The organism is Serratia sp. Ae19-1 (assembly GCF_059801225.1).
This window is the reverse complement of sequence record NZ_JBCHWD010000001.1, coordinates 675,986-695,687: the sequence shown is the minus strand read 5'-3', so window position 1 is coordinate 695,687 and position 19,702 is coordinate 675,986. Positions and strand designations below refer to the sequence as shown.

The 19,702-nt window shown below is 61.9% G+C and carries 21 protein-coding genes; 12 read left to right on the top strand and 9 right to left on the bottom strand.

What is annotated here, in order from left to right; genetic code table 11:
* Positions 1-15: 15 nt before the first annotated feature.
* Positions 16-972, bottom strand: coding sequence for an isoaspartyl peptidase/L-asparaginase family protein (locus tag AAIE04_RS03455; RefSeq protein WP_063919054.1), 957 nt, complete (start codon positions 970-972; stop codon positions 16-18).
* Positions 973-1,330: 358 nt separating this feature from the next.
* Positions 1,331-1,867 (bottom strand): DUF924 family protein, encoded by a 537-nt coding sequence (locus AAIE04_RS03450; RefSeq protein ID WP_016928462.1) that lies wholly within the window; start codon positions 1,865-1,867, stop codon positions 1,331-1,333.
* A 157-nt stretch (positions 1,868-2,024) separates the two neighbouring features.
* Here AAIE04_RS03450 and moeA point away from each other — a divergent pair, with 157 nt between their 5' ends.
* Both moeA and moeB read left to right on the top strand, forming a co-directional pair.
* A complete protein-coding gene (moeA, locus tag AAIE04_RS03445; protein ID WP_498576491.1) occupies positions 2,025-3,263 on the top strand; it encodes a molybdopterin molybdotransferase MoeA in 1,239 nt (412 codons plus the stop codon).
* Positions 3,264-3,265: 2 nt separating this feature from the next.
* A complete protein-coding gene (gene moeB / locus AAIE04_RS03440; protein ID WP_498576490.1) occupies positions 3,266-4,021 on the top strand; it encodes a molybdopterin-synthase adenylyltransferase MoeB in 756 nt (251 codons plus the stop codon).
* A gap of 51 nt (positions 4,022-4,072) precedes the next feature.
* Here moeB and AAIE04_RS03435 read toward each other — a convergent pair whose 3' ends face one another.
* Together AAIE04_RS03435 and AAIE04_RS03430 are read right to left on the bottom strand one after the other, a co-directional pair.
* Complete coding sequence (locus tag AAIE04_RS03435; protein ID WP_071532835.1) at positions 4,073-5,665, bottom strand: ABC-F family ATPase; 1,593 nt, start codon at positions 5,663-5,665, stop codon at positions 4,073-4,075.
* 204 nt (positions 5,666-5,869) lie between these two features.
* Complete coding sequence (locus AAIE04_RS03430) at positions 5,870-6,781, bottom strand: alpha/beta hydrolase family protein (RefSeq protein WP_498576489.1); 912 nt, start codon at positions 6,779-6,781, stop codon at positions 5,870-5,872.
* 91 nt (positions 6,782-6,872) lie between these two features.
* Here AAIE04_RS03430 and AAIE04_RS03425 point away from each other — a divergent pair, with 91 nt between their 5' ends.
* Complete coding sequence (locus AAIE04_RS03425) at positions 6,873-7,304, top strand: hypothetical protein (protein WP_019454439.1); 432 nt, start codon at positions 6,873-6,875, stop codon at positions 7,302-7,304.
* Here AAIE04_RS03425 and cynR read toward each other — a convergent pair.
* Positions 7,228-8,178 (bottom strand): transcriptional regulator CynR, encoded by a 951-nt coding sequence (cynR, locus tag AAIE04_RS03420; RefSeq protein ID WP_498056451.1) that lies wholly within the window; start codon positions 8,176-8,178, stop codon positions 7,228-7,230. The genes AAIE04_RS03425 and cynR overlap by 77 nt on opposite strands.
* Positions 8,179-8,292: 114 nt before the next feature.
* Between cynR and AAIE04_RS03415 the strand changes: the two genes are divergently transcribed.
* From AAIE04_RS03415 to AAIE04_RS03400, 4 genes are all read left to right on the top strand, one after another.
* Positions 8,293-8,946 carry a carbonic anhydrase gene (locus AAIE04_RS03415; protein WP_063919049.1) on the top strand — a complete coding sequence of 218 codons (654 nt, stop codon included), beginning with the start codon at positions 8,293-8,295 and terminating at the stop codon, positions 8,944-8,946.
* A gap of 17 nt (positions 8,947-8,963) precedes the next feature.
* The gene (gene cynS, locus AAIE04_RS03410) at positions 8,964-9,434 is read left to right on the top strand and encodes a cyanase (RefSeq protein WP_019454442.1); all 471 of its coding nucleotides are present in this window, start codon (positions 8,964-8,966) and stop codon (positions 9,432-9,434) included.
* Between the two features lie 233 nt (positions 9,435-9,667).
* Positions 9,668-9,925 (top strand): YjhX family toxin, encoded by a 258-nt coding sequence (locus tag AAIE04_RS03405; protein ID WP_019454443.1) that lies wholly within the window; start codon positions 9,668-9,670, stop codon positions 9,923-9,925.
* Between the two features lie 63 nt (positions 9,926-9,988).
* Positions 9,989-10,495 (top strand): GNAT family N-acetyltransferase, encoded by a 507-nt coding sequence (locus AAIE04_RS03400; protein ID WP_019454444.1) that lies wholly within the window; start codon positions 9,989-9,991, stop codon positions 10,493-10,495.
* A gap of 32 nt (positions 10,496-10,527) precedes the next feature.
* On the opposite strand, the gene AAIE04_RS03395 is transcribed toward AAIE04_RS03400, so the two are convergent.
* Both AAIE04_RS03395 and AAIE04_RS03390 read right to left on the bottom strand, forming a co-directional pair.
* Positions 10,528-11,025 (bottom strand): P-loop nucleotide/nucleoside kinase family protein, encoded by a 498-nt coding sequence (locus tag AAIE04_RS03395; protein ID WP_498576488.1) that lies wholly within the window; start codon positions 11,023-11,025, stop codon positions 10,528-10,530.
* Between the two features lie 170 nt (positions 11,026-11,195).
* On the bottom strand, positions 11,196-12,092 hold the full coding sequence (locus tag AAIE04_RS03390; protein ID WP_498576487.1) for a LysR family transcriptional regulator: 897 nt from the start codon (positions 12,090-12,092) through the stop codon (positions 11,196-11,198).
* A gap of 132 nt (positions 12,093-12,224) precedes the next feature.
* Here AAIE04_RS03390 and AAIE04_RS03385 point away from each other — a divergent pair, with 132 nt between their 5' ends.
* On the top strand, positions 12,225-12,956 hold the full coding sequence (locus AAIE04_RS03385) for an isochorismatase family protein (RefSeq protein ID WP_084799113.1): 732 nt from the start codon (positions 12,225-12,227) through the stop codon (positions 12,954-12,956).
* Between the two features lie 33 nt (positions 12,957-12,989).
* On the opposite strand, the gene AAIE04_RS03380 is transcribed toward AAIE04_RS03385, so the two are convergent.
* Complete coding sequence (locus tag AAIE04_RS03380) at positions 12,990-13,337, bottom strand: antibiotic biosynthesis monooxygenase family protein (RefSeq protein ID WP_498576486.1); 348 nt, start codon at positions 13,335-13,337, stop codon at positions 12,990-12,992.
* Positions 13,338-13,349: 12 nt separating this feature from the next.
* Positions 13,350-14,369, bottom strand: a complete 1,020-nt coding sequence (locus tag AAIE04_RS03375; protein ID WP_019454449.1) for a cytochrome P450 family protein — start codon at positions 14,367-14,369, stop codon at positions 13,350-13,352.
* Between the two features lie 80 nt (positions 14,370-14,449).
* On the opposite strand from AAIE04_RS03375, the gene AAIE04_RS03370 reads away from it, so the two are divergent.
* From AAIE04_RS03370 to AAIE04_RS03355, 4 genes are all read left to right on the top strand, one after another.
* Positions 14,450-15,133, top strand: a complete 684-nt coding sequence (locus AAIE04_RS03370; protein ID WP_432525419.1) for an ArsR/SmtB family transcription factor — start codon at positions 14,450-14,452, stop codon at positions 15,131-15,133.
* Between the two features lie 74 nt (positions 15,134-15,207).
* Positions 15,208-15,915 (top strand): glutathione S-transferase N-terminal domain-containing protein, encoded by a 708-nt coding sequence (locus AAIE04_RS03365; protein WP_498576485.1) that lies wholly within the window; start codon positions 15,208-15,210, stop codon positions 15,913-15,915.
* Between the two features lie 130 nt (positions 15,916-16,045).
* Positions 16,046-17,473, top strand: coding sequence for an alkaline phosphatase (gene phoA, locus AAIE04_RS03360; protein WP_498576484.1), 1,428 nt, complete (start codon positions 16,046-16,048; stop codon positions 17,471-17,473).
* A 461-nt stretch (positions 17,474-17,934) separates the two neighbouring features.
* A complete protein-coding gene (locus AAIE04_RS03355) occupies positions 17,935-19,515 on the top strand; it encodes a malate:quinone oxidoreductase (RefSeq protein ID WP_063919041.1) in 1,581 nt (526 codons plus the stop codon).
* Positions 19,516-19,702: the final 187 nt, after the last annotated feature.

The following is a 19,702-nucleotide window of genomic DNA, read 5'->3' as shown; positions in this document are numbered from 1 at the left end:
CCTCCCGGTGAACGATTAGCGATAAATCCCGACGGACGGCGCATCGCCGACATAGCCAAAACCGCGGTACATCCCCTCGCTGTTGAACGGCAGCGCGATATTGCCGTGGCGATCGACGGCGATCATGCCGCCGCTGCCGCCGAGCGCCGGCAGTTTCTCCATCACCACCCGATCGCTGGCCTCTTGCAAACTGAGGCCGGCGTATTCGATCAGGGCGGAGACGTCATAGGCCGCCACGCCGCGCATGAAGATTTCGCCGGTGCCGGTGCTGGAAACCGCCACCGTGGCATTGTTGGCATAACAGCCGGCGCCGATGATCGGCGTGTCGCCCACTCGGCCGGCCTGTTTGTTGGTCATGCCGCCGGTGGAGGTGGCGGCGGCGAGGTTGCCCAGCGCATCCAGCGCCACTGCGCCGACCGTGCCGAATTTGCGATCGGGATCGAGCGGATCGCCGGCCTGCGCCGCGCCGTCGTGATCGAGCCATACCCGGCCCTGCTCCGCCTGGGCGCGGTGCAGCTGATCAAAGCGTTCCTGAGTGAAGAAGAAATCGGGGGGAACCATTTCCAGGCCGTGGGCGGCGGCGAACTTCTCGGCGCCTTCGGCGGCAAACAGCACGTGTTCGCTATTTTCCAGCACCGCGCGCGCCGCCAGCACCGGGTTGCGAATGCGGCCGACGCCGGCGACGGCGCCAGCATCGCAGGTGCGGCCGTCCATCACGCAGGCATCCAGCTCGTGGGTGCCTTGATGGGTAAACACCGACCCTTTGCCGGCGTTGAACAGCGGGCACTCCTCCAGCAGCCGCACCGCTTCGGTCACCGCGTCCAGCGCGCTGCCGCCCTGCGCCAATATCGCCTGCCCGGCGGCCACGATCTCGGACAACGCCTGAATATACTGCCGTTCCTTTTCCGCACTCAGCGCCGCCCGGGTAATTGCGCCCGCGCCGCCATGAATGGCAATCACTGGTTTGCTCATTTGCCTGACACCCTGTGTTAATCCCGCCGTTGCACAGCGAAAAAGCTGAGCGCGGTATCATTATTATTCAGTCTTTTTCGACTCTATTTGGTCCGACAGTGGAAGTACAGCATAACGTCCACGCCCCGCTTTTAGCGTAGCGCGCTTAGACCGTTTCGCACCTTGAAATAGCTTATTGGAATAAAAACAGCGAGTTATGAAAATCGAAAAACCGCTGACAGCGCGGTTGGGATTAATGGTAATCCCGCATGCGGAAATAGGGGCGTAGCGTAATGAAATAAACGTTCGCGCTGAATAATCATTATTTCGACGCCCGGCCTGCTGTTTTTTCCCCGGTCGGGCGCAGATGATCCGACGATTAAAAACCCGAGCCTGGCTGCTGCAAAAAGGCCTCTTCTTCCGGCGTGCTGGTGCGCCCCAATATCGCGTTGCGATGCGGGTAGCGGCCGAAGCGATCGATAATCGCCTTATGCCGCAGCTCGAACTCCAGCTGGTCGCCGTTATTGAGCTCGGTATATAACACCAGCGCCTGTTGGTGAATCAGCGGCGATTCCGAATGCATGAACGGCAGATAGAGGAAGCCGCGCTGCTCGCGGCTCAGCCGTTCGCACTCGCCGCTGCGGATCGCTTCCTGCGCCAGGACCAGCGCCATGCCGTCGCAGGCGAACGACTGCGGCGTGCCGCGGAACAGGTTGCGGCTGAACTGATCGAGCACGATCACCTCCGCCAAGCGTCCCTCGATGGTGTCGCGCCAGTGCGCCAGCTCCCCCGCCGCCGCCGCCCGCCAGATTTCGCCGAAGCGGCTGTGCAGCAGACGATCGAAGTCGTCGTCCTTTTTGAACCACATGATGGGTTCTATCTCGTCGAACCAGAACTCGATAACCTGTTTATGCATCATGATTCTCCTCTGTTTTCCCCAGTTTATACCCGAACGCCCTCACGACGCAGTGCGAAAGATGGCGGGCATAATCCGTTCTCCCCCCCGGCGTTCTCTGCCATAATAGCCGCACTTTGTCGCTCTTTGAGCGCACCCTGATTACGGAGTTCCTCTTATGGATCATTGCCATACTTCCGATCTCATCTCCCTGGAGCAAGCGCTGGAAAAAATGCTCGGGCAGATCGCCCCGCTGCAGCAAACCGAATCCGTCGCCCTGACCGCCGCCGCCGGCCGCATCACCGCCGCGCCGGTAGTCTCGCCGCTCGACGTGCCGCCGTTCGCCAACTCGGCGATGGACGGCTATGCGGTGCGCCTTGCCGATTTACAGGCCGACGTTCCGCTGCCGGTCGCCGGTAAGGCCTTCGCCGGTGCGCCGTTCGACGGCGAATGGCCGGCCAACAGCTGCGTGCGCATCATGACCGGGGCGCCGATCCCGGCCGGTGCGGAGGCGGTAGTCATGCAGGAACAGGCCGAAGTGAGCGACCAGGGCGTGCGTTTTAGTGCACCGGCAGAAGCAGGCCAGAATATCCGTCTGGCGGGCGAAGACATTCGCCGGGGCGCGAGCGTGTTGCCGGCCGGCGTGAAGCTGGGCGCCGCGCAGCTGCCGCTGTTGGCTTCGCTCGGGGTCGCTGAAGTGCAGGTGATGCGTAAGCTGAAGGTTGCGGTGTTCTCCACCGGCGACGAGCTGCAGCCGGTTGGCCAGCCGCTGCAGGCGGGCCAGATCTACGACACCAACCGCTTCGCGGTGCGCCTGATGCTGGAACAGCTGGGCTGTGAAGTGCTCGATCTCGGCATTATCCGCGACGATCGCGACGCGCTGCGCGCCGCCTTTACACAGGCGGACAGCCAGGCTGACGTGGTGATCAGCAGCGGCGGCGTCTCGGTCGGCGAAGCCGACTACACCAAACAGATGCTCGACGAACTGGGCCAGGTCAGCTTCTGGAAGCTGGCGATCAAACCCGGCAAACCGTTCGCCTTCGGCAAACTGGGCCACGCCTGGTTCTGCGGCCTGCCGGGCAACCCGGTCTCCGCCGCCCTGACCTTCTACCAACTGGTGCAACCGCTGCTGGCGAAGCTGGCCGGCCACAGCGACTGGCGCCTGCCGCCGCGCCTGCGCGCGCGGGTACTGACGCCGCTGAAGAAATCGCCGGGCCGCCTCGACTTCCAGCGCGGCGTGTTCAGCAGCAACGCCGCGGGCGAACTGGAGGTGAGCACCACCGGACACCAGGGTTCGCACGTGTTCAGCTCCTACAGCCAGGGCAACTGTTTCATCGTGCTGGAGCGCGAACGCGGTTCAGTGGCAGCGGGTGAAACGGTGGAGATTGAGCCGTTCAACGCCCTGCTGAGGAGCTGAACATGCTGCCGGAACTGACCGACGCCGAAGCGCTGCGCTACAACCGCCAGATCGTGCTGCGCGGCTTTGACTTCGACGGCCAGGAGAAACTGAAGGCCGCCCGCGTGCTGATCGCCGGGCTGGGCGGGCTGGGCTGCGCCGCCGCGCCTTACCTGGCGGCGGCCGGCGTCGGCCATCTGGTGCTGGTGGATTTCGACACCGTCTCGCTCTCCAACCTGCAGCGCCAGATCCTGCACCGCGACGATCGCATCGGCATGAGCAAGGTCGCCTCGGCCAGGCAGGAACTGAGCGCCATCAACCCGCATATCTGCATCGACGCGATCGACGGTCGTTTGGAAGATGACGCAGTCGCGGCAGAGATCGCCGCCTGCGATCTGGTGCTGGACTGCACCGACAACGTAGCGGCGCGCAATGCGCTGAACCGTCTGTGCCACGCGCAGCGCAAGCCGCTGGTTTCCGGCGCGGCGATCCGCATGGAGGGCCAGCTCAGCGTGTTCACCTATCAGCCGGGCGAACCCTGCTACCGCTGCCTGAGCCGATTGTTCGGCGACAGCGCCCTCACCTGCGTTGAAGCGGGCGTGATGGCGCCGCTGGTCGGCACTATCGGCACTCTGCAGGCGATGGAAGCCATCAAGCTGCTGGCCGACTATGGTCAGCCGCTGCGCGGCAAGCTGTTGATGTTCGATGCGATGAGCATGCAGTTCCGGGAGATGAAACTGCCAAAGGATCCGCACTGCGAGGTGTGCGGCGGGAAATGACGGATAAAAAAAGGGCGGGATAATTCCCGCCCTGATGCGTTGCCGTGAGGATTACACGATACCCTGGCTGCGCAGATAGTCTTCGTAGTTGCCGGTAAAGTCGATCACCTTGTTCGGGGTGATCTCCAGAATGCGCGTCGCCAGCGAGCTGACGAACTCACGGTCGTGGGAGACGAAGATCAGCGTGCCTTCGTACATCTCCAGCGCCATGTTCAGCGATTCGATGGATTCCATATCCAGGTGGTTGGTCGGTTCGTCCATCACCAGAATATTCGGGCGCTGCATCATCAGCTTGCCGAACAGCATGCGGCCCTTCTCGCCACCGGACAACACCTTCACTTTCTTCTTGATGTCGTCCTGGCTGAACAGCAGACGGCCCAGCACGCTGCGCACCGCCTGCTCGTCGTCTTTTTCCTGCTTCCACTGGCTCATCCAGTCGAACACGCTCAGGGTGTCGTCGAACTCGTATTCGTGATCCTGCGCGTAGTAACCGATACGGGCATTTTCCGACCACTTCACGGTGCCACTGTCCGGCTGCGCGTCGCCCACCAGTGTTTTCAGCAGGGTGGTTTTACCGATGCCGTTGGCGCCCAGCACCGCGACCTTCTCCCCCACTTCCACCATCAGGTTTAGCTTGTTGAACAGCGGACCTTCATCGAAGCCCTTGGTGAGCGCCTCCACTTCCAGCGCGTTACGGAACAGCTTCTTGTCCTGCTCGAAACGGATGAACGGGTTCTGACGGCTGGAGGCTTTCACCTCTTCCAGCTGGATCTTGTCGATCTGGCGGGCACGTGAGGTGGCCTGCTTGGATTTGGAGGCGTTGGCGCTGAAGCGGCTGACGAACGATTGCAGCTCATTGATCTGCGCCTTCTTCTTGGCGTTGTCCGCCAGCAGACGCTCACGCGCCTGAGTGGCGGCGGTCATGTATTCGTCGTAGTTGCCCGGATAAACGCGCAGTTCGCCGTAGTCCAGATCCGCCATGTGGGTGCAGACCATGTTCAGGAAGTGACGGTCGTGCGAAATGATGATCATGGTGCTGTTGCGCTCGTTGAGCACGTTTTCCAGCCAGCGAATGGTGTCGATGTCCAGGTTGTTGGTCGGTTCGTCGAGCAGCAGGATTTCCGGATCGGAGAACAGCGCCTGCGCCAGCAACACGCGCAGTTTCCAGCCTGGCGCGATTTCGCTCATCGGACCGTAGTGTTGTTCCACCGGGATGCCAACGCCGAGCAGCAGTTCGCCGGCACGCGCTTCGGCGCTGTAGCCGTCCATTTCGCCGTAGGCCACTTCCAGATCGGCCACTTTATAGCCGTCTTCTTCGCTCATCTCCGCCAAGGCGTAGATGCGGTCGCGCTCTTCCTTCACCGCCCATAGTTCGGTGTGGCCCATGATCACGGTGTCCAGCACGCTGTACTGCTCGAAGGCGAACTGGTCCTGACGCAGTTTACCCAGGCGCTCGTTCGGATCGAGGAACACGTTGCCGCCGCTCGGTGCCAGATCGCCGCCGAGGATTTTCATAAAGGTGGACTTGCCGCAGCCGTTGGCGCCGATCAGGCCGTAACGGTTGCCGCCGCCGAATTTGACAGAGATGTTTTCAAACAGCGGCTTACTGCCGAACTGCATGGTGATGTTGTTAGTGCTTAACACAGCGCTCGCTCTTTATACATAGGGAATGTGATTTGGCGCGCATTATGCCACAACGGGGTGCAGAGATCGCGGGAAGTTTCGGTGACATTTTGAGCGGTTGCGGGCACATCCGCCCGCAGGCGGTTTAGCGGAAAATACCCAGGCGAAACGCCCCAACGAGCGCACCGCCTGATTAGCAAGAATATTTGTGAGTGGCATGGCCGCTCAACGCAGCTGCTGCTCCAGCCACACGCGCATATCCGCCACCACCCGCGTCATCTCGCTGTCGCCGTTCTCGCGCCGCATCACATGGTCCAATGCCGAATAATTAAGGTAGGTGATATTCGTTTTGCCTGCGGCCCGCAGCTCGGCGATCATTTTCCCGACTGCCCCCGGTGAAACGGCGCGATCCCGCTCGCCCTGAACGATCAGCACCGGCGTCTTGATGCTTCGCAGGGTGGCGAGCTGATCGATGCTCAGCATGCCGTGCCACCAGCCATAGCCATGATCGCTGGCGTTCAGGGTGAACGGCGGCGCCGTCAGCACCTGCTGTAAAAATGCGTTCAGCCCGGCTTTCTCTTCCGCCGGCGCGCTGGCGGCGCTGTGGCGCACGTCGTCGATGAACCATCGTCCGCCACCGCTGAACGCCAGGGTGGCGTCAATCCGGCCCGAGGAGGCCGTCACCAGATTGGCGATCACCGCCCCTTCGCTGCCCCCCAGCACCGCAACCTGTCGATAGCCGTTTTGCTTAATCACCGTCTGCAGCACCTGGGTGACATCGCTCACCCGCTGCTGCGGCGTGTCGCGCTGCACGAAAGCGTCCGGACAATCCCACCGCGGCACGTCTTCGCTGTACGGCAACCGGTCGTCGATGCCGTATTTCTCCACCGTCAGCAGGTCTGCGGCCGGTAACACCTGCCGCATTGGCGCGACCAGACGAATATGCCGCACGCTGTTGCAATCCGAGCCTTGCAGGATCACCAGCAGCGCCGGTGACGTCTTCCCTGGCACGGCGGCATCCAGATAGTAACGAATGCTCGATTTGTCTTCCCGCGGCAGCGTCAGCGCCGCAGATTGCGCTATCGCCAGCCCGCTCCACAGCGCCAATACGCTCAGCATGCCTGTCGCCACTCTCATCACGTGCTCCTCTTCCCTGTTGCGTTCGGTTAATTCGTCTTTTCTGGTCTACGCTTCATGCCAACCACTCTGCTGACAGGGAAGCCCTACCATGCCACACCTCTATAACACCGCGCTGTTGATCGGCGCTGCGCTGAGCGCCATCGCCGCCCTGCTGCATATTTGGGTGATCGCCGCCGGGCCGCGCGGCTATCGGCTGTGCGGCGCCGGCGATCGCTTCATTAAGGCGGCGGAAGCCGGTAAAAAGTTCCCGGCCGTCGTCACCGCCGGTATCGCGCTGGTGCTGTTTATTTGGGCTCTGTACGCACTGTCCGGCGCCGGGCTGATCGCGCCGCTGCCGCTGCTGCGGCCCGCGCTGTTTATCATCACCTTTATCTACCTGCTGCGCGGCGTCGCCGGCCCCTTCGCCCTGCGCGATACCGGCCGCAGCCAACGCTTCATCGTCGTCAGCTCGCTGATTTGCCTCGGTTTCGGGCTGGTGCATCTGCTCGGGATGACGCAGCGCTGGAGTGCGTTGGCGTAACGCCCTGTTGCTGCAATACGGCGATAAACGCCTGCGCGGCGGCGCTGCGGTAAGCGCCTTTGCGCTGCAGCAACACCGCCTGCCGGGCCGGCATGGCGTTGGCCAGCACCACCTTTTTCAACTGCCGGTTCTCGCGCGCAATGGCGGCCGGCAGCAGCGTGGCGAGCTGCCCGCGCCGCACGATCTCAAGGATGGCGCCCAGCGCATTGGCCTCCACCGCCACCTGCGGCCGAAAACCGAGCTGCGTGCAGTAGCGATCGATAAACTGCCGCGTGGCGAAGTCGCCGCTCAGCAAGGCCAGCGGCAGATGTTGCCACTCCGCCAGCGCCAGCGGCCGACGCCGCGCCGCCAGGGGATGATCGGCGCCGACCATCAGCTCCAGCGTCTCGCTGAACAACGGCGTGGCTTCCACCTCCACCGACTGCGCCATCTCAAAAGCGATGCCCAGATCCAGTCGATCCTGCGCCAGCAGCGTTTCGATCCGCTCTTGCGCCATTTCCTCAATGCTCAACGTGACTCCCGGATAGCGACGGTAGAACGCATCGATCGCCGGCCCCACCAGATAGGCGGTGAACGTCGGGGTCATCGCCAGCCGCAAATGGCCCCGCTCCAGCGTCGCTACGTCATGGATCGCCCGCGCGCCGGCGTCCAAATCCTGCAGCGCCAGCCGAGCATAGCGCATCCAGGCCTCACCGGCGTCGGTCAGCTGCACCCTTCTGCCGCTGCGATCGAACAGCGGCGCCCCCAGCGCCTCCTCCAGCTGCTTGATCTGCTGCGACAGCGTCGGTTGCGAGACGTGCAGCGCTTCAGCGGCGCGGGTGAAATTGCCCTGTTCGGCAACGGCCAGAAAATATCGAATGTGTCGCAGCAGCATAGCGCCCCAGCTATTAGCAATAACTATAGATATCATTATAAATGGGTCTTAGACCCTATAGCCAGAAGCGTTCATCATGCCGTCATCGCATAACGACACCCCAGGGAGAAAAAGATGAAAGAGGTGATTGAGGGCTTTCTGAAGTTCCAGCGCGAAGCCTTTGTTGAACGCACGGCGCTGTTTCAGCGGCTGGCGACCCGCCAAAACCCGCGCACCCTGTTTATCTCGTGTTCCGACAGCCGTCTGGTGCCGGAGCTGGTCACCCAGCGCGAGCCGGGCGATCTGTTCGTGATCCGCAACGCCGGCAACATCGTGCCTTCCTTCGGCCCCGAACCCGGCGGGGTCTCCGCCTCGGTCGAGTACGCCGTCGCCGCGCTGGGCGTGGAGGATATCGTGATCTGCGGCCATTCCGACTGCGGCGCGATGACCGCCATCGCCACCTGCCAGTGTCTGGATCACCTGCCGACGGTCGCCGGCTGGCTGCGCTACGCCGATTCGGCCAGGGCGGTCAATCAGGCTTATCCGCACGCCACCGATGAGGCGCGGGTCATGTCGATGGTGCGCGAGAACGTCATCGCCCAGCTCAACAACATCAAAACGCACCCTTCCGTCGCCCTGGCGCTGGAGCAGGGCCGCCTGAAGCTGCACGGCTGGGTCTATGACATCGCCAGCGGCGCTATCGAGGCGCTGGACGGTGAAACCCGCCGCTTCGTGCCGCTCGCCACCCATCCCGAGGTGACCGCCACGCCGGCGATCGCCCGTTTTTAAGCCAACAAGGAGCCAATATGACACACTCTCTGCATAACGCCGCCCCGCGCGAAGCGCTTACCGACACCATCATGGCCGCCAAAATCCGCCAGAACCTGACGTTCGAAGCGCTGACCGAAGGCACCGGCCTCAGTCTGGCATTCGTCACCGCCGCGCTGCTCGGGCAGCATGCGCTGCCGGAACCGGCGGCGCGCGCGGTAGCGGCCAAGCTGGGGCTGGACGAAGAGGCGGTGCGGCTGCTGCAAACCATCCCGCTGCGCGGCAGCATCCCCGGCGGCGTGCCGACCGATCCGACCATTTATCGCTTCTATGAAATGCTGCAGGTTTACGGCTCCACGCTGAAAGCGTTGGTGCACGAGCAGTTTGGCGACGGCATCATCAGCGCCATCAACTTCAAGCTGGATATCAAGAAGGTCGCCGATCCGGACGGCGGCGAACGCGCGGTGATCACCCTGGACGGCAAATACCTGCCGACCAAGCCTTTCTAATGGGCCTTTCGCCGGCGGCCCGCGTCGCCGGCGGATTGACAGCCAATCGGTCATTGGCTACAGTAACCGCGCTGAAACGCCGCCCTGGCGTTTTTCACTGCCCGAGGCCTGTATGTTGGAGATTGTAACCACCCGATAGTCGCTTCCTTGCCGTATGGCGAGGGACTCTGACGTATCCGACGCGCGTTTGCGCGGGGATGCGCGTATCTGGGGTTATTACAGGATCTCCCAACATGAACATTTCCAAAGCGGAACAACGCGTGCTGCACGTGTTGGCCAAAGGCGGCTATATCGCCTTCACCCGCAGCGACGCCGGTCACGTCACCCGCGTCGAATGCTACACCCGCGAAGGGCTCGGCCTGGCCGACTGCTCGCTGGCCATTTTCACCAAGCTCAAAACCAAACGCCTGATCCTCTCTCGCCAGGGGCGCCCTTATCGCGTCACCGTCGCCGGGCTCAAGGCCGTGCGCGCGCAGCTGGATAACCGTTAATCATCGATACCGGTCGGGCAGGCTGCCCGGCCGGCACCCCCTTATCCGTATAAGGAAAAGACTATGAGCATCATTTTACGCCACGAAACGCCGGCCGACGTCAGCGCCATCACCACCCTGACCGCCGCCGCGTTCCTGCACGCCGAACACAGCAGCCACACCGAGCAGTTTATCGTCAACGCGCTGCGCGCAGCAGGTGCGCTCACCCTGTCGCTGATCGCCGAACAACATGGCACACCGATCGGGCACGCCTCCCTCTCTCCGGTCGTACTCAGCAACGGCGCCGCCGATTGGTACGGGCTGGCGCCGGTATCGGTACTGCCGGCTTACCAAGGCCAGGGGATCGGCAGCCGCCTGATCCGCCAACTGCTGGCCGAGCTGCAAGCAGAGCGCGCCGCAGGCTGCGTGGTGCTGGGCGATCCGAACTATTACGGCCGTTTCGGCTTCCAGGCGCAGACCGCCCTGACCCTGCCGGGCGTACCGCAAGAGTACTTCCGCGCCGTCGCCTTCCAGGGTGGGCTGCCGCGTGCTGAAGTCGCTTTCCACGCCGCGTTTAACGCCGAAGCCTAACCCTGTTACCGGCGCCATTACGGCGCCGGTTTTCAGTCCTGTTCACCATAGCGTACCACCGTCATTCCTTCCTCTTCCGTCGGAGGAACGAAGTACTGCGCCAGGTGCTCAAACTCCGCTTCGCTCAGGGTAAACGGATGCTCGCCGCGCGCATTCCTCAACGCTATGCGGCTCAGGCACTGCGCATGGCTGACGTCGAGATAGTGCAGGCAGTGCGCGACGCCGGCCTCCTCCGCCAGAGCTTTGGCCCAGCGCCGCCGGTCCGGCGTATTCATCGGGAAATCGAGCGCCACCGACCAGCCGCCGCGCAGCAGTTGAACGATGTGCCCGCCCAGCGCCCGCCACAATCGGGCGGAACAGCGCGCATAGTCTTGCAGGGTGGTCATCTCCTGTTCATACAGCGTCGCCAGCCACGCATCTTCAACCAGCAGCAGCGTTTGCGGCTGCTGCGCCAAACGTTGCGCCAGCGTCGATTTGCCCGCGCCGGCCTTGCCGCACATCAGGTGTAAAACTGCAGGGTGGGTTTTCATAATGTTCTCCGGTCTTTGCCGGAAGGGGATAAAAAAACCCGCCTTGCCGGCGGGTTTTTTATTTGCGACAGACGCGCTATCCCACCCTTCGGAGAAAGGTGATAATAATTTGCGCGAATGGGCGGTAAGATTTGCTCATGTCTAATGAATATGACAATCCAATACCGTTGTCAATCCGGCGTTCTCAGCCCACATTCACGCACAAACTCGGTGAACAACCTCACCTTCCGCTGCAAATGCCGGCGCGTCGGATACACCGCAAACACCTGGTGCGTTTCGGCGGCCATTGCGGGGAACAGCGGCACCAACCGACCGGCGGCGATCTCGGGATCGGCCACGAACGACGGCAGTGAACCGATCCCCAACCCCGCCACCAGCATATCGCGTAACATCAGGCTGTTGTTGGCGGTGAAGCGCGGCGTTAACGCCACGCTCAGGCTGTCGCTGCCGGCGCTAAACTGCCATTGTCCCGGCCTTTCCGCCAAAGAATACGCCAGGCAACTGTGCCGCTGCAGTTCCTCCGGCGCCCGTGGCGCACCGTGCTGCGCCAGATAACCGGGCGCGGCGCAAATCCGTTGCTGTATCTCCCCCAGCGCCTGCGCGCTGAGCGATGAATCCGGCAACCGCCGACGAATGCGCAGTGAGATATCGAAACCGGCTGCCACCACGTCCAACACGCGATCATCCAAAGTCAGTTCTACCTGCAATTGCGGGTAACGCTGCATAAATAGCGGCAACAGCGGCGATAGCACCGTCAGGCCAAACGAGAGCGGCGCATTAACCCGCAGCATGCCGGAAACCTGCTGCGTGCTGGCCGCCACCGTCTGTTCCAGCGCGTCGAATTCGCCGAGCAGCCGGCAGGCTTCCTGGTAATAGAGCTGGCCGGCTTCGGTCAGACTCATGCTGCGAGTGGTGCGCACGATTAACAGCGTACCCAATCGATTTTCCAGCTGCTTAATCTGCTTGCTCAAGGCCGCCGGCGTGATCGCCAGATCCTCCGCCGCCTTATAGAAACTGTTGCGTTCGACCACGCGGCGAAAGGCGCGCATCGTCAGTAGCACATCCATATTATGTCCTACAGGTTAATTATAAATTCAATAAACCACAGATTATTAACCCCATCAACATCAGTAGACTTTATCCAACCGCTTCCCTGAGTGGTAAGTGAACTTAATTTACTGATAATCGTGGAGTTAATAATGAAAAAGACCCTATTCGCCCTGATGTTCGGCCTGAGCGCCGCCACCGCCCCCGTCGTCGCGCTGGCGCAATCCCCTGTCGCCGACAGCCGTCAGGCGGGTTATGTGCAACCGCTGACCGCCGACAACAGCCTGTTGCTGCTGGTCGATCTGCAGGACATGTTCGGCATGACCGTTTCTTCTATCGATCAAACCAACCTGGTGAATAACGCCGCCGGTATCGCCAAGGCCGCCAAGGTATTCAATGTGCCGACCATTCTGGCATCGGCCAATGCCAAAAGCTTCGCCGGACCGGTATTCCAGCAGGTGACGCAGGCGCGCCCAGACCTGCAGGTGTACGATCGCACCGCCATCAATGTCTGGCAGGACCGGCGCGTGGCGGATCTGATCAAGCAATCCGGCCGCAAGAAAATCATCATCGGCGGGCTATGGACCGCCAGCTGCGTGATGCTGCCGGCGCTGTCCGCCCTGGGCGAGGGTTATGAGGTTTATATCCTGTCAGACGTCACCGGCGATATTACGCCAGACACGCAAAACAACGCCATGCAGCGCCTGGTGCAAGCGGGCGCTACCCCCATCAATTGGGTGGCGCTGATGCTGGAATGGCAGCAAGACTGGAGCCGCAAGGCCACGGCGGGAGGCGTATTGCAGATCGCCCGCGACCACGGCGCCGCCTGGGGAATGGGCGCCAGCTACGCCGGAGCGATGAAGGTGGGCAGCGAGGCGAAATAAGTGGATGAAAGCCCGCCGCCGGCGGGCTTTTACTCAGGTGCAGTGATAGCAACGGCTGTCCGGCGGCGCCTGCTCGCGCTGGTCCAGCCCGTAATCCCGCACCACCTCCGCCACCCGCAGCCGATACTGCGCCAACACCTCGCCACGGCCGCGCGCCTGCGCCGCCCGGTGCTGTTCGAGATTGCGCCACTGCTGCACCGCCGCCTCGTCGCGCCAGAAAGAGAGCGACAGCAGGCGCGCAGGTTCCGTCAGGCTTTGGAAGCGCTCGATGGAGATGAATCCGTCGATCTGCGCCAGCAGCGGCTTCAGCTCCGCCGCCAGCGCCAGGTAGGTATCGCGCTGCCCGTCGGCGGCCTGCAGTTCAAAAATCACGGCAATCATCCTCGTCTCCTCTCAACGGTAAAATTCCGGCACGCGCGCATTCAGCGAACGGCGCCACTGCACCGATTTCAACGCCCGCTCATCAATATCCAGCGAACACAGATGCGCAACGCCGCAGCGCGCGATAATCCTCGCCCAACGTTCGCCCGGGCAGCGGTGCGCCCCCGCGCCGAAGGCCAGTTCGCCGTCGGCACCGAGCAGCAGCAAGACGGTCTCCCCCACGCGCAGCGTGCAACCGCCAAGCTGCGTCTCGCGCAAGACGAAACGGCGCGTGTTTTGGATCGGCGGCGTTAGCGCCCGTACCCGATCCAGCGCAATGTCCACTTCACCGTTCTGCCGAGCCAGCCAATACGCCTGTCCGATCCAGCCCGCCGTCGCCTCACAGGCCTGAAACAGCAGGCCGAGCGCATTGGCCAACTCAAGCCGGGCATCGCCAATCTCCCGCTCCAAAGCCTTGCGCAGCACGCCATGCTCCGCCATCAGTTGGGCGCTGAGCCGCTGCGCTGCCGCTATACCCCGCGCCAGCTGCGGCGGTGTGCTGCCAGGTGCGATACAGCGGACGAAGTCCAGACCGTCGTCGATCAGGCATGGCCATTGCGCCCTGGGCACACCCAACAATGCGCCGAGGCTGCAGAGTGGCAATCCGTAGTTAAAGCGAGTGATCGCCGCCGCATCGGGCACCTTTGGCGCTAACCACTCAGCGCATTGTGCAGCGGTTTGCCGAACCAGGGCATCCGAACAGACGGCCAGCGCCCGCTGCAGCGCCGCTTTAAGCGCGTGGTGCTGTTCGCCGTCGCGCATCCGCACCAACCCGGCGAACAGCGGCGCCATCGGCGTCTCCAGCAAGGCCACCGGCACCGGCTCATCGGCCGGCCGAACGCCGAGATCGGCATTGAGCAGCGCTTCCCTCACTAGCTGCGGCGCCGCGGCCACCCAACATTGCCACGCGCTATCCCAGCTCAGGGGCGGCAGAGCGCGATAATGGGCCTGCGGCTCGGCGGCGAGCGCGGCGGCATAAGGACACACGGACATGGTTTTCTCCCTCGTAGCCAGATGGCGATAACCACAGGCTAACGATGGACGCGCCGTCATACTTCGTCTAACCTCGAAGTATGCATAACATCGAGATAGAAGATCGTTTAGCGGCGCTCAGCGCCGCCATCGCAGACCGCACCCGGGCGCGTATGCTGTGCCTGTTGATGGACGGGCGCGCCTACACCGCCACCGAGCTCAGCGCGGCGGTCGAGGTTGCTCCCTCCACCGCCAGCGCGCATCTGGCGAAACTGCTGGAACAGCGGCTGATCGCCTGCCTCAAACAGGGGCGTTACCGCTATTTTCGGCTGGCCGGGCAACCGGTGGCCGCCGCGCTGGAAGGCCTGATGGCACTGACGGGCGTGCCGCGCCCGTCGGTGAAGAGCAGCACGCCGACCTCGCTGCAATATGCCCGCACCTGCTACGACCATATGGCGGGCGAGGTAGCGGTGAAGCTGCACGATCGGCTGCATGCGCTGAACTGGTTGAGTGGCGAGGAAGACTACCGCTTAAGCGACGCCGGTCAGGCCGCGCTGGCGCGGCTGGGCGTCGATTGTTCCCCTGCCCCCACCCGCCGCCGTTTCGCCTGCGGTTGTCTGGACTGGAGCGAACGCCGTGCCCACCTCGGCGGCGCGCTTGGCGCTGCGCTGCTGAACGCCTTTATCAAACGCGGTTGGATGCTGCGCCAACTCGACAGCCGCGAGCTGCAGCTGACCGACGCCGGTAAAAAAGCGCTGGCCGCACATTTTGAACTCACGCTGTAGCTCTGCGTCGGGGTAGTTTTACTGCAATACTCAAGGGGTACGCTTAAACGATCCCGCCAACCCGAGGAGTTTCCATGCTCGATTCCACCCAATTCCCGATCGTCAAACGCTGGCCGGCTCAGCATCCGGAACGGCTGCAGCTCTACTCTCTGCCGACGCCGAACGGCGTCAAAGTGTCCATCATGCTCGAAGAGATCGGCCTGCCCTATGAAGCGCACCTGATCGACATCGGCAACAACGAAACCTGGACGCCGGAATTCCTGGCGCTGAACCCGAACGGCAAGATCCCGGCTATCATCGATCCCGACGGCCCCGATGGCCGGCCGCTGCCGCTGTTCGAATCCGGCGCTATTCTGCTCTACCTGGCGGAAAAGAGCGGCCGCTTTCTGCCGCAGGATCCGGCGCAGCGTTACGAAACCATTCAGTGGGTATTCTTCCAGATGGCGGCGGTCGGCCCGATGTTCGGCCAGCTCGGTTTCTTCCACAAATTCGCCGGGCGCGAATATGAAGACAAGCGGCCGCTGGAGCGTTACAAAAATGAATCGAAACGCCTGCTCGGCGTGTTGGAAACGCGCCTTGAAGGCCGCGACTGGATCATGGGGGCGGACTACAGCATCGCCGATATCTCGCTGCTGGGCTGGGTGCGCAATCTGATCGGCTTCTATGAGGCGCGCGAGCTGGTGGAGTTCGACCGCTTCCCGCGCGTCGCGCAGTGGCTGGAGCGCGGGCTGGCTCGGTCGGCGGTGCAGCGCGGGCTCGCGATCCCGGCGCGCCCAGCCTGAATGCCAAACGGGATGACCGTCAGGTCGTCCCATTTTCGCTGTCATAAAATTGTCATCCCTCTGCTCTACTCTCCTTACGTAACAATTTGATGTTATTTACATTGTTGTATTACGACAAGGAGCTTACCCCATGCAACCTGCTGTATCCCTGATCGCCGGCGCCGTGCTGTCCGCCCTGCTCTGTTCCTCCGCCCTCGCGGCGGAAACCTCGGCCAATGCCGATGGCCTGACCGAGCGCGCCGCGCGCGGCAACCTCGTCGAACCGGGCGGCGCCCGTCGTCTGGCCGGCGATCAGACCGCCGCGCTGAAGGCGTCGCTGTCGGACAAACCGGCGAAAAACGTGATCCTGCTGATCGGCGACGGCATGGGGGATTCCGAGATCACCGCCGCGCGCAACTACGCTGAAGGCGCGGGCGGTTACTTCAAGGGCATCGACGCCCTGCCGCTGACCGGGCAATACACGCATTACTCGCTGGACAAGAAAACCCACAAGCCGGATTACGTGACCGACTCCGCCGCCTCGGCCACCGCCTGGGCCACCGGGGTGAAAACCTATAACGGCGCGCTCGGCGTGGACGTGAACGGCAAAGACCAGCCGACGCTGCTGGAGATCGCCAAAGCGGCCGGCAAGGCCACCGGCAACGTCTCCACCGCCGAACTGCAGGACGCCACGCCGGCGGCGCTGGTGTCGCACGTCACCTCGCGCAAATGCTACGGCCCGGAGGAAACCAGCGAGAAATGCGCCGCTAACGCGTTGGAAAACGGCGGCCGCGGCTCCATCACCGAACAGCTGCTGAAAACCCGCGCCGACGTCACGCTGGGGGGCGGCGCGAAATCCTTCAACCAGCTGGCAAAAAGCGGAGAATGGCAGGGGAAATCGCTGAAAGACCAGGCGGCGGCGCAGGGCTATCAGTGGGTCAGCAACGCGGATGAACTGCAGGCCGTCACCCTGGCCGACCAGCAAAAACCGCTGCTGGGCCTGTTCGCCGACGGCAACATGCCGGTGCGCTGGCTGGGGCCGAAAGCCAGCTACCACGGCAACCTCGACAAACCGGCGGTAACCTGCGAAAACAACCCGGCGCGCACCGCCGCCACGCCAACGCTGGCGGCGATGACCGAAAAAGCGATCGCGCTGCTTAAAGACAACCCGAACGGCTTCTTCCTGCAGGTAGAGGGCGCGTCGATCGATAAGCAGGATCACGCCGCCAACCCATGCGGGCAGATTGGCGAAACCGTCGATTTGGATGAAGCGGTGCAAAAAGCGCTGGCCTTCGCCCGCGCCGACGGCAACACGCTGGTGATCGTCACCGCCGACCACGCGCATTCCAGCCAGATCGTCGCCGCCGACGCCAAAGCGCCGGGCCTGACCCAGACGCTGACCACCAAAGACGGCGCGCCGATGACCCTGAGTTACGGCAACTCGGAAGAGGAGTCGCAGGGGCACACCGGCACCCAGCTGCGCGTTGCGGCCTATGGCCCGCACGCCGCCAACGTGGTGGGCCTGACCGATCAGACCGATCTGTTCTTCACCATGCGCGATGCGATGGGCATCAAGTAACCGCCTTGTGAATCCTGGCCGCCCGCAATGGCGGCCATTTATTATTGGTTACCGATGCGTATTTGCAATTTAACCGCAATTATTGTGTGATAACGAAATAACGTTTAATTGCGCGACAATTAACCCCTGGAAATAACGCGGTTATATAGCCCTTCTGCCCTCTCTGTTTATTCCTGCGACAACAACCGGCCGTTTTTTGCTTATATTCATTTTTTTTAGTTACAAAAGTAGTTTTTAACATTCTCGCAAACAATAATACCCCGCCAGTAACGTGAACCGATCAATTTGCATCCGGACGGCCTGCAATAGTTCACTTTTCGTTAAAAACCCTATTAACAAAAAGGCATTATCGCTGCCTATCGGCTCACGCCGGGCGGTCGGCTTCATTATTTTCCAGGGTAACTCCCGCTAAATTCTTTCACCTGCAATGAGTAGAATTTACACACAAGAGATTTAATTCAATGAGAAAATTACTCGTCCTGATTTTCAGTCTCAGCCTGTTTAGCGTTACGCAGCAGGCGGCGGCTGAAGAGAAGAATAAAACCGTCGACGTGGTGTTGATCGGCGGCGGCATCATGAGCGCCACCTTGGGTACCTATCTGCATGAGCTGGAGCCGACCTGGACCATCGACATGTACGAGCGCATGAACGGTGTGGCGGAAGAGAGCTCCAACGGCTGGAACAACGCCGGTACCGGCCACTCCGCCTTCAGCGAAATGAACTACACGCCGGAAAAAGCCGATGGCACCATCGACATCAGCAAGGCGGTGAAGGTCAACGAGTCTTTCGAAATCTCCCGTCAATTCTGGTCTTATCAGGTGAAAAACGATGTCCTGAAAGATCCGAAATCCTTCATTAACAGCGTACCGCACATGAGCTTCGTGTGGGGCGACGACAACGTCAACTTCCTGCGTAAACGCTACGCGGCGCTGCAGCACAGCACCCTGTTCCGCGGCATGGAATACTCCGAAGATCCTGCGCAAATCAAGCAGTGGGCACCGCTGGTGATGAACGGCCGCGATCCGGCGCAGAAAATCGCCGCCACCCGCATGCCGCTGGGTACCGACGTCAACTTCGGCGTGATCACCCACCAGCTGGTTGACGCGCTGAGCACCAGCGACAAGTTCAAGCTGAACCTGAGCCACGAAGTGCGCGACATCAAGCGCAACGCCGACCAGACCTGGAGCGTGACCGTTGCCGATCTGAACCGCGACGGTAAAGAAACCACCGTTAACGCCAAGTTCGTGTTCATCGGCGCAGGCGGCGCATCCCTGACCCTGCTGCAGAAATCCGGCATCCCTGAAGCCGACGGCTACGGCGGCTTCCCGGTCGGCGGCCAGTTCCTGGTCACCACCAATCCGGAGATCGCCAACCAGCACCTGGCCAAAGTGTACGGCCTGGCCAGCGTAGGTTCGCCGCCGATGTCCGTGCCGCACCTGGATACCCGCATGCTGGACGGCAAGCGCGTGCTGCTGTTCGGGCCGTTCGCCACCTTCTCCAGCAAGTTCCTGAAGAACGGCTCGCTGTTCGACCTGCTGCACTCGCTGAGCACCTCGAACCTGATGCCGATGACCCACGTCGGTCTGGATAACTTCGATCTGGTGAAATACCTGGTCGGCCAGCTGATGATGAACGACGACGATCGCTTCGCCGCGCTGAAAGAGTACTTCCCGGACGCCAAGCAGGAAGACTGGAAGCTGTGGACCGCAGGCCAACGCGTGCAGATCATCAAGAAAGACGCGGATAAAGGCGGCGTGCTGCAGTTCGGCACCGAAGTCGTCAGCTCCGAAGACGGCAGCATCGCCGCTCTGCTGGGCGCTTCGCCGGGCGCTTCCACCGCTGCGCCGATCATGCTGCATCTGATGGAAACCGTGTTCAAAGACAAAGTGGCGACGCCGGAATGGCAGAGCAAGCTGAAAGAGATCATCCCGTCTTACGGCCACAAGCTGAACGGCGATATCGAGATGACCAACAAGATCCGCGGCTACACCAGCAGCGTGCTGGGTCTGAACTACATTGAAGTGAAACCGGAAACCAACTGATTTCCCAATCATTTCTTGCTGAAAAGGCCGCTTTATGCGGCCTTTTTTCTATACCCCTGCCGCTCAAAGAGCATTTTTGGTCACCTTTTTACCCCCGCTTCACCCTTGCGTAACGGCGTGCTCGCGCCTATTATCAAAGTATATTCTTGGATAATTAAGCTAAGTCACTGTGACCTGAATGTCGTTT

What these genes read in the sequence shown, in the direction of transcription:
- AAIE04_RS03455 (WP_063919054.1), bottom strand. Translation starts at nt 972, where the DNA reads ATGAGCAAACCAGTGATTGCCATTCATGGCGGCGCGGGCGCAATTACC.
- AAIE04_RS03450 (WP_016928462.1), bottom strand. Translation starts at nt 1,867, where the DNA reads ATGCATAAACAGGTTATCGAGTTCTGGTTCGACGAGATAGAACCCATC.
- moeA (WP_498576491.1), top strand. Translation starts at nt 2,025, where the DNA reads ATGGATCATTGCCATACTTCCGATCTCATCTCCCTGGAGCAAGCGCTG.
- moeB (WP_498576490.1), top strand. Translation starts at nt 3,266, where the DNA reads ATGCTGCCGGAACTGACCGACGCCGAAGCGCTGCGCTACAACCGCCAG.
- AAIE04_RS03430 (WP_498576489.1), bottom strand. Translation starts at nt 6,781, where the DNA reads ATGAGAGTGGCGACAGGCATGCTGAGCGTATTGGCGCTGTGGAGCGGG.
- AAIE04_RS03425 (WP_019454439.1), top strand. Translation starts at nt 6,873, where the DNA reads ATGCCACACCTCTATAACACCGCGCTGTTGATCGGCGCTGCGCTGAGC.
- cynR (WP_498056451.1), bottom strand. Translation starts at nt 8,178, where the DNA reads ATGCTGCTGCGACACATTCGATATTTTCTGGCCGTTGCCGAACAGGGC.
- AAIE04_RS03415 (WP_063919049.1), top strand. Translation starts at nt 8,293, where the DNA reads ATGAAAGAGGTGATTGAGGGCTTTCTGAAGTTCCAGCGCGAAGCCTTT.
- cynS (WP_019454442.1), top strand. Translation starts at nt 8,964, where the DNA reads ATGACACACTCTCTGCATAACGCCGCCCCGCGCGAAGCGCTTACCGAC.
- AAIE04_RS03405 (WP_019454443.1), top strand. Translation starts at nt 9,668, where the DNA reads ATGAACATTTCCAAAGCGGAACAACGCGTGCTGCACGTGTTGGCCAAA.
- AAIE04_RS03400 (WP_019454444.1), top strand. Translation starts at nt 9,989, where the DNA reads ATGAGCATCATTTTACGCCACGAAACGCCGGCCGACGTCAGCGCCATC.
- AAIE04_RS03395 (WP_498576488.1), bottom strand. Translation starts at nt 11,025, where the DNA reads ATGAAAACCCACCCTGCAGTTTTACACCTGATGTGCGGCAAGGCCGGC.
- AAIE04_RS03390 (WP_498576487.1), bottom strand. Translation starts at nt 12,092, where the DNA reads ATGGATGTGCTACTGACGATGCGCGCCTTTCGCCGCGTGGTCGAACGC.
- AAIE04_RS03385 (WP_084799113.1), top strand. Translation starts at nt 12,225, where the DNA reads ATGAAAAAGACCCTATTCGCCCTGATGTTCGGCCTGAGCGCCGCCACC.
- AAIE04_RS03380 (WP_498576486.1), bottom strand. Translation starts at nt 13,337, where the DNA reads ATGATTGCCGTGATTTTTGAACTGCAGGCCGCCGACGGGCAGCGCGAT.
- AAIE04_RS03375 (WP_019454449.1), bottom strand. Translation starts at nt 14,369, where the DNA reads ATGTCCGTGTGTCCTTATGCCGCCGCGCTCGCCGCCGAGCCGCAGGCC.
- AAIE04_RS03370 (WP_432525419.1), top strand. Translation starts at nt 14,450, where the DNA reads ATGCATAACATCGAGATAGAAGATCGTTTAGCGGCGCTCAGCGCCGCC.
- AAIE04_RS03365 (WP_498576485.1), top strand. Translation starts at nt 15,208, where the DNA reads ATGCTCGATTCCACCCAATTCCCGATCGTCAAACGCTGGCCGGCTCAG.
- phoA (WP_498576484.1), top strand. Translation starts at nt 16,046, where the DNA reads ATGCAACCTGCTGTATCCCTGATCGCCGGCGCCGTGCTGTCCGCCCTG.
- AAIE04_RS03355 (WP_063919041.1), top strand. Translation starts at nt 17,935, where the DNA reads ATGAGAAAATTACTCGTCCTGATTTTCAGTCTCAGCCTGTTTAGCGTT.